Below are 6974 nucleotides of genomic sequence, written 5' to 3' on the forward strand. Positions count from 1 at the left end.
CAGCGCCCATGATGGCCGCCAATTAGAGCCAAAGCCATTTTCGGAGGAAATTTCATGGACGCCCAATCGCAGTGGACGGGGCTGGACGCCCGGCGCCTGGACCGCATCGGCGAGCACCTGGAGCGCAACTACATCGGCCCGGGCAAGATCGCCGGCTGCCAGGTCAGCGTGGCGCGCCACGGCCACCTCGCCTACGCCAAGTCCTTTGGGCTGATGGACGTCGCGCGAGGAAAGCCCACCGCCGACGACACCATCTACCGCATCTATTCCATGACCAAGCCGATCACCTCGGTGGCGCTGATGACCCTCTACGAGCAGGGCTACTTCCAGCTCAACGATCCGGTGAGCCGCTACGTCCCCTCCTGGAAAGACCACCGGGTGTGGGTCTCCGGCGAAGGCGCGGACATGAAGAGCGAGGCTCCGACGCGCCCTGTGTCCTTCCGCGACGTGCTCTCACACAGCGCGGGCTTCACCTATGGCGGCGGCCTGCCGGGCGTCGGCATCCAGCACCCGATCGATAAGATCTACCGCGAACTGAAGGTCCGCTCGGTCGGCGGCGCGGACACCATGCAGCAGTTCCTCGACAAGCTCGGCCAGGTTCCCTTGCGCTATCAGCCGGGCTCGGCGTGGATGTATTCGCTCGCAACGGACGTCTGCGGCGCGCTCGTCGAGGTGATCTCCGGCAAGCCGTTCGCCCAATATCTTCAGGACACGATCTTCGGTCCGCTTGGTATGAAAGACACGTCGTTCGTCGTCGCCCCTGAAAAGATCGACCGCTTCGCCGCCAACTATCAGCGTGGGCCTGACAAGAAGCTGAAGCTGATCGACGACCCCGCGACCAGCGACTTCACCAAGGATCCCGGCTTCAAATCGGGCGGCGGCGGCCTCACCGGCACCACCGCTGATTACCTGCGCTTCTGCGAGATGCTGCGGCGGGGCGGCGAGCTTGACGGCGCGCGGATCCTCGGCCCGCGGACGATCGAAGTGATGCACATGAACCACCTGCCGGGGGGCAAGGATCTGACCCAGCTGGCTATTGGCGGCTTCTCCGAGACGGCCAACGAGGGCGTGGGTTTCGGCCTCGGCTTCGCTTCGACCATGAGCCAGGTGCAGACAGGCACCCTGGGCGCGGGCGATTACTACTGGGGCGGCGCAGCCTCGACCATCTTCTGGGTCGACCCCAAGGAAGACCTCTCGGTGGTCTTCATGACCCAACTCATGCCGTCGGGCACCTTCAACTTCCGCGGCCAGCTGAAGAGCATCATCTACTCTTCGATTATCGACTGAAGACGGCTCCAGGCCCTGCTGACACGATGCTGTCAGCAGGGCCCAGCTACCCCTGTCCGCCTAGCCGAGGACAGGATCCATGAACGCCATCACGATGATTGAGGACGGCCGGGGCGACTTCGATTTCTTCTACGGCCATTGGCTCGTTCGACACCGCATGCTGAAGCGCCGTGGCGTGAGCGGGGCGGACTGGATCGAGTTCACCGGGGCGGCGGTTTGTCGCGGCGTGATGGGCGGCCTCTGTAACGTCGAAGAAGCCGACATGCCCGAGCGTGGCCTTCAGGGCGTCGCGTTCCGCACCTTCGACGTCGCCCGGCGCACCTGGTCGATCTATTGGGTGAGCAGCGCCGACGGCCGGATGACCGAGCCGGTCCACGGCCGCTTTGAAAATGGCGAGGGGCGGTTCTACGGCGTAGATCTCGATGACGGCCGACCGGTGAAGGTGGTTCTGGTCTGGAACGCCATCACCGCCGACTCGGCCCAGTGGTCGCAGGCCTTCTCCTACGACGAAGGCCTGACCTGGGAGACCAACTGGTTGATGCAGTTCACTCGAACCGGAGCGCAGGCCGCTTGAACGCGCATCTGCTATCGCTCGCCGGGTTATTCGCGATCAGCGTTGCGACATGCGCCGTGCCGGGCCCCAACAACTTCATGCTGATGCGCTTCGGGATGCGGCACGGTCGAGGCGCGGCCCTGGCGTCAGGTTTCGGCACGACGCTGAGCTGCATCGTCTGGTGCGCAGCCGCCGCTCTGGGCCTCGCCGCCCTGCTGGCTGCCGCACCCTGGCTCTACAAGCTGCTGCGCCTCGGCGGCGGGCTCTATCTGATCTGGTTTGCCATCGCGCTTTGGCGGACCCCGCCACAAGCCCGGCCCGCGGAGGCTTCCAAGTCTGGTCTTAGCTGGTGGGCGGCCTTCTGGCAGGGCTTTGCGGTCGGCATGACCAACCCCAAGTCGGTGCTGTTCTTCGCAAGCATCTTTTCAGCCTACGTCGGGCCCGAGACGCCGCTTTGGGTGCGCTTGGCCGCAGTCGGCATCTGCGTCGCGACCTGCCTGGGCTGGCAGGTCGCCATGGCTTGGCTGTTCTCGACCCGGCGCGCGGCGAGCGCCTACAGGCGCGCCCAACGCCCGCTCGATCGAACCGCCGGCACGCTCATGGGAGCCTTCGGGATCAATCTCCTGTGGGTCTTCGATTGAGCTGGGCGTAACCCGGCGCTAGATAGCGCGTCATGCCCATCGCCCAAGCCGATCTGGAAACCATCCTTCGTGACGGATTTCCCGACGCCGAGATCAAAGTCGACGACCTGGCCGGCGACGGCGACCATTACAAGGCGCGCATCGTCTCGGCCGCGTTCAAAGGCCTGCCGCGCGTGCGGCAGCATCAGCTGGTCTATGCCGCGCTCAGGGGCCGGATGGGCGGCGAGTTGCACGCGCTGGCCCTGGAAACCTCCGCGCCCGCCTGACGCAGCCCGCTTGACCCCGCTGGGTTGGCTCCCTAGCTCTTGGGCTACGAATTTGCGCCGAAAGGGCGACCGATGACCGAGACCACGACCGCCAATCCCGTCCATGACTTCATCGCCAAGGCGGTGCGGGACCATCCCGTGGTGCTGTTCATGAAAGGCGTTCCCGAGCAGCCGCAGTGCGGGTTCTCGGCCCAGGTCGTGCAGATTCTCGACCACCTCGGCGCAGACTTCGTGGGCGTGAACGTGCTGCAGAACGACCAACTGCGCGAGGGTATCAAGGCCTTTTCAGACTGGCCGACCATTCCACAGCTTTACGTGAAGGGCGAATTCGTCGGCGGTTGCGACATTGTGCGCGAAATGTTCCAGGCCGGCGAACTGAAGACGTTCCTCGAGGAACAGGGCGTGCTGGCCGCTTGAGCCTGCTGCTCGAGCCGCCGCAGGGCAAACCGGTCTTTGCGCTCGCCTTCGAGCCGACACTCGCCGACATCGACGAAAACGGCCATGTGAACAACGTGGTCTACCTCGAATGGGCGCAGCGCCTGGCCATTGCGCATTGGCGCGCGCTCGCGCCGGCTGACGCGCTAGCGACCTGGGCCTGGATCGCCTTGCGCCACGAGATCGACTACCGCCGCGCTCTGCTTCCTAAAGAGACCGGATATGGGCGCACCTGGGTTTCCGACACCGCCGAGGGGCCCCGCTTCGACCGTTTCATCCGGATCGATTCCGAGGACGGAGCCATGTGCGCCCAGGTCCGCACCACCTGGGTGCTGATCGAGCAAGCCACGGGCCGGCCGAAGCGCGTTCCGCCTTGGATGGTGGAAATGTTCGCCTAGCTAAAGGCCCGGCTTCAGCTTGCGCGCGAAGAAATCCATGGTGGCCAGGGTCCGGTGCATCAGCGGCTTGGCGGTCCAGCCGGTGCGGTGGCGAAGGCCAGGATAGGTCATCATCTCGAAGGGGATGCCTTGCGCCTGCAGCGCGGCCAACACCCGGGTGGAATTCTCGAAGATCACGTTGTCGTCGGCCATGCCGTGCACCAAGAGGAGCGTACCGGGTTTCAGGCTCCCAAGGCGCGCGATCACTTGCGAGAGCCGGTAGCCGTCAGAATTGTCGGCGGGCGTGCCCATGTAACGCTCCGTGTAGGCGGAGTCGTAGAGCGTCCAGTCGGTCACCGGCGCGCCGGCCACGCCTGCGGCGAACGGCGAGTGTGGAACCGTCAGCAACATCAGCGTCATGTAGCCGCCGTTTGAATAGCCTGTGACCCCGAGCCTGGCGGCGTCCACATAGGGCAACGACTTGAGATGGGCCGCACCCGCGAGCTGATCCTCCACGTCCGGCCCGCCGGTTCGCCGATCGATGGCGGTCTTGAAGGCGACCGAGCGATTGGGGGTGCCTCGGTTATCGAGCCGGAAGAGGATGTAGCCGGCGTCGAGAAGCAGCTGGTCAGCTGGTGGGTTCCACACCTTCTCCACCAGCGCTGAGGCCGGGCCGCCGTAGACCTGGACGATCACCGGGTAGCGTTTCGCCGGATCGAAGCCGGGGGGCTTTCGCATCGACCAGTGCAGCGTCTGGCCGTCGGAGGCCTTGATGGTCCCAAACTCAGGCGTGCTGAGATGGTCGAGGTAGGGATAGAACGGATGACCCGGCTTGAGTGGGTTCTCCTCGATCCAGCGCACGAAGCTGCCGTCAGCCTTGTAGAGCCCGGTTCGTGGCGGCGTGCGGGGATCCGAATAGCTGCCGGCGAAGGCGCCGCCGGTTTTGGCCACGTTGACGCTCCACCAGCCGCCGGTCGGCGTCAGCGCCCTGGGCTCGGCCGGCGCCAGCCAGGAGACCTCATAGAGCCTCCGCTCGATTGGCGTATCCTTACTGGCTGAGAAGATCGCCATGTGGCGCGCTTCGTCGACGCCCTCGAGGTCGGCGACCGGCCAGTCGCCCTCAGTCAACTGTCGCACGAGCGCGCCGTCGCCGGCGTAGAGATAGAGGTGCTTGTTCCCGCTCCGCTCGGAAGACCACAGGAAACCGCCATCCTTCAATGGCTTCATATCTTCGTTGAGCGACACCCAGTGCGGACTGGTCTCGCTCAGGATCACCTTCGAAGCACCGGTAGACGGATCGACCGCCAGAAGATCAAGGCGCTTCTGATCGCGCGTCAGCCGCTGGACATAGAGGATCTTGCCATCCTTCGACCAATCGGCGCGGGCGAGGTAGATGTCGGGGTTCGCGCCCAGGTCCACCCTCACCCTTGAACCGCTCGCTATGTCGGCGATGTAGAGATCAACCCTGGCATTGGGCCGTCCGACCCGCGGATAGCGCTGGTGCACCACCGTGCCGCCCTCGACACCCACATCGACACGGTCAATCACGTCGACGCCGGACTGGTCCACGTGGGTGAGCGCAAGCTTGGTCTCATCAGGCGACCACCAGTAACCCGTGAAGCGGTGCAGTTCCTCCTGGGCGATGAATTCCGCGGTTCCCCAGCTCTTCAGCTCCGAGCCGTCGGTGGTCAGCGCCCGTTCCGGCCCACCCGCCAGGGGCATGAGGTAGAGGTTGTCGTCACGGACGTAGGAAACAAAGCCGCCCTTCGGCGAGATCTTGCCATCGACCTCGTCGCCCGCTGTCTCTGTCAGCCGCCGGGTCTTGCCGCTGGCCCGTTCATAGAGCCACAGGTCACCCTGCACCGGCGCCAGGACGTATTTGCCCTGCTCGTCCCAGTGGTACTCGACGACGCCGCGGCTCCTTAGGCCCATTCGCTCGCGGCGGCTCTTCTCGGCCTCAGAGAGCTCATGGTTCGCCGGCGAAAGCGCCCGGCCGTCGATCAACATGTGCGGTGCGCCGCCCTGCACGTCGGAGATCCACAGGTCGGTGATGTCAACGTCGTCGGCCTTGGCCTTGAGGTAGGTCACCGCCGAGCCGTCGGGCGCCAGGGCGACGCCGCGAGCCTGCGGCCCGGAGAGGTCCGGGCTGGCGAATACCCGCTCAGGGGTCAGGACTTCGGCGTGGGCAAGGTTCAAGGACATGGACGCGACCACGGCTGCGGCTAACAATTTCATGGAACTCTCGGACAGGGTGGCCCGGACCAGACCGGAAACCCAGCGCCTTGCCAAGGGCTCAGCTTCCTGGTCCCGCGCCGGCGACGAGCGGATTGAGCACGAATACCGGCGTCCTGGCGTCGATGCCCAGCTCGCCCCAGGAGAACGCGACCTCCTGCTGGGCGATGGAGGTGGCCGCCGACCGGCACGGGGTCAGCCGGCGGCGCGCGAAGGCGATGGTCACGCCGGCGGGCCGTCGCTCCACGTAGAAGCCGAAATCCGGTGCAGTAGCGCAGCCGTTGGACGCTACGCGGATTGTCAAACCGGCGGGTCCGGCCACCGCGGAATAGAGCGGCTCCAGCTCGCCCAACGGAGCGCGCGCCGGAGCGACAGGCGCCGGTGGCGGCTGAACCGCGGTCGCGCAGCCGCCGAGCGCCAGAGACGCCAGAATGAAGAGCCTGCGGTTCATGCACCCCACTGCGCCACACCAGCGCGCAAAGCAAAAGGCCCCGGATTGCTCCGGGGCCTTCGTGTCGCATGTCGATCGGGCGCCGGTTAGGACGCGTAGAATTCGATGACGAGGTTGGGTTCCATCTTCACCGGATAGGGCACTTCGGCCAGTTCCGGCATCCGGATGTACTTTGCGCTCATGCCCTTGCCGTCGACTTCGATGTAGTCGGGCGTGTCGCGTTCCGGCGACTGCAGGGCTTCCAGCACCAGAGCCATGTTGCGCGACCGCTCGCGCACCGAGACCACGTCGCCGGGCTTCACACGGTACGACGGGATGTTGACCCGCTTGCCGTTGACCAGCACGTGGCCGTGGTTGACGAACTGGCGAGCCGCAAACGGGGTCGGCACGAACTTGGCGCGATAGACCACCGCGTCCAGGCGGCTTTCAAGCAGCGCGATCAGGTTTTCGGAGGTGTTGCCCTTCCGGCGGGCGGCCTCTTCGTAGATCTTGCTGAACTGCTTCTCGGTCAGGTTGCCGTAGTAGCCCTTCAGCTTCTGCTTTGCGCGCAGCTGCAGGCCGAAGTCGGAGACTTTCTGCTTGCGGCGCTGACCGTGCTGGCCGGGGCCATAGGCGCGCTTGTTGATCGGAGACTTCGGGCGTCCCCAGATGTTTTCGCCCATCCGGCGGTCGAGCTTGTACTTGGCGCTATGGCGCTTGGACATATCGTTCTCTTCTTCGACCCGAGCCGGC

General features: G+C 65.3%; 9 protein-coding genes. 6 read left to right on the plus strand and 3 right to left on the minus strand.

All coding sequences use genetic code 11. The annotated features are described in order from the left end of the window. The first annotated feature begins 54 nt into the window (after positions 1-54). The 6 genes from VGI62_RS07635 to VGI62_RS07660 all read left to right on the plus strand — a co-directional run bounded on the left by VGI62_RS07635 (position 55) and on the right by VGI62_RS07660 (position 3580). On the plus strand, positions 55-1287 hold the full coding sequence (locus tag VGI62_RS07635) for a serine hydrolase domain-containing protein (protein ID WP_331503808.1): 1233 nt from the start codon (positions 55-57) through the stop codon (positions 1285-1287). A gap of 79 nt (positions 1288-1366) precedes the next feature. Further along, a complete protein-coding gene (locus VGI62_RS07640; RefSeq protein WP_331503809.1) occupies positions 1367-1861 on the plus strand; it encodes a DUF1579 domain-containing protein in 495 nt (164 codons plus the stop codon). After that, positions 1858-2481, plus strand: coding sequence for a LysE family translocator (locus VGI62_RS07645; RefSeq protein WP_331503810.1), 624 nt, complete (start codon positions 1858-1860; stop codon positions 2479-2481). Before VGI62_RS07640 ends, VGI62_RS07645 begins: the two co-directional genes overlap by 4 nt. Before the next feature lie 32 nt (positions 2482-2513). Then, positions 2514-2747, plus strand: a complete 234-nt coding sequence (locus VGI62_RS07650; RefSeq protein ID WP_331503811.1) for a BolA family transcriptional regulator — start codon at positions 2514-2516, stop codon at positions 2745-2747. A gap of 72 nt (positions 2748-2819) precedes the next feature. Then, the gene (gene grxD / locus VGI62_RS07655) at positions 2820-3164 is read left to right on the plus strand and encodes a Grx4 family monothiol glutaredoxin (protein WP_331503812.1); all 345 of its coding nucleotides are present in this window, start codon (positions 2820-2822) and stop codon (positions 3162-3164) included. After that, positions 3161-3580 carry a thioesterase family protein gene (locus VGI62_RS07660; protein ID WP_331503813.1) on the plus strand — a complete coding sequence of 140 codons (420 nt, stop codon included), beginning with the start codon at positions 3161-3163 and terminating at the stop codon, positions 3578-3580. The genes grxD and VGI62_RS07660 overlap by 4 nt, the downstream gene beginning before the upstream one ends. On the opposite strand, the gene VGI62_RS07665 is transcribed toward VGI62_RS07660, so the two are convergent. The 3 genes from VGI62_RS07665 to rpsD all read right to left on the minus strand — a co-directional run bounded on the left by VGI62_RS07665 (position 3581) and on the right by rpsD (position 6946). Beyond that, positions 3581-5794 carry a S9 family peptidase gene (locus VGI62_RS07665; RefSeq protein WP_331503814.1) on the minus strand — a complete coding sequence of 738 codons (2214 nt, stop codon included), beginning with the start codon at positions 5792-5794 and terminating at the stop codon, positions 3581-3583. A 58-nt stretch (positions 5795-5852) separates the two neighbouring features. Beyond that, positions 5853-6242 (minus strand): hypothetical protein, encoded by a 390-nt coding sequence (locus tag VGI62_RS07670; protein WP_331503815.1) that lies wholly within the window; start codon positions 6240-6242, stop codon positions 5853-5855. 86 nt (positions 6243-6328) lie between these two features. After that, on the minus strand, positions 6329-6946 hold the full coding sequence (rpsD, locus tag VGI62_RS07675; RefSeq protein ID WP_331503816.1) for a 30S ribosomal protein S4: 618 nt from the start codon (positions 6944-6946) through the stop codon (positions 6329-6331). Positions 6947-6974 lie beyond the last annotated feature (28 nt).

Source organism: Phenylobacterium sp., assembly GCF_036495085.1.
GTDB lineage: Bacteria > Pseudomonadota > Alphaproteobacteria > Caulobacterales > Caulobacteraceae > Phenylobacterium.

Coding starts and splice junctions, on each gene's coding strand:
- VGI62_RS07635 (WP_331503808.1), top strand. CDS start 55: ATGGACGCCCAATCGCAGTGGACGGGGCTGGACGCCCGGCGCCTGGAC.
- VGI62_RS07640 (WP_331503809.1), top strand. CDS start 1,367: ATGAACGCCATCACGATGATTGAGGACGGCCGGGGCGACTTCGATTTC.
- VGI62_RS07650 (WP_331503811.1), top strand. CDS start 2,514: ATGCCCATCGCCCAAGCCGATCTGGAAACCATCCTTCGTGACGGATTT.
- grxD (WP_331503812.1), top strand. CDS start 2,820: ATGACCGAGACCACGACCGCCAATCCCGTCCATGACTTCATCGCCAAG.
- VGI62_RS07665 (WP_331503814.1), bottom strand. CDS start 5,794: ATGAAATTGTTAGCCGCAGCCGTGGTCGCGTCCATGTCCTTGAACCTT.
- VGI62_RS07670 (WP_331503815.1), bottom strand. CDS start 6,242: ATGAACCGCAGGCTCTTCATTCTGGCGTCTCTGGCGCTCGGCGGCTGC.
- rpsD (WP_331503816.1), bottom strand. CDS start 6,946: ATGTCCAAGCGCCATAGCGCCAAGTACAAGCTCGACCGCCGGATGGGC.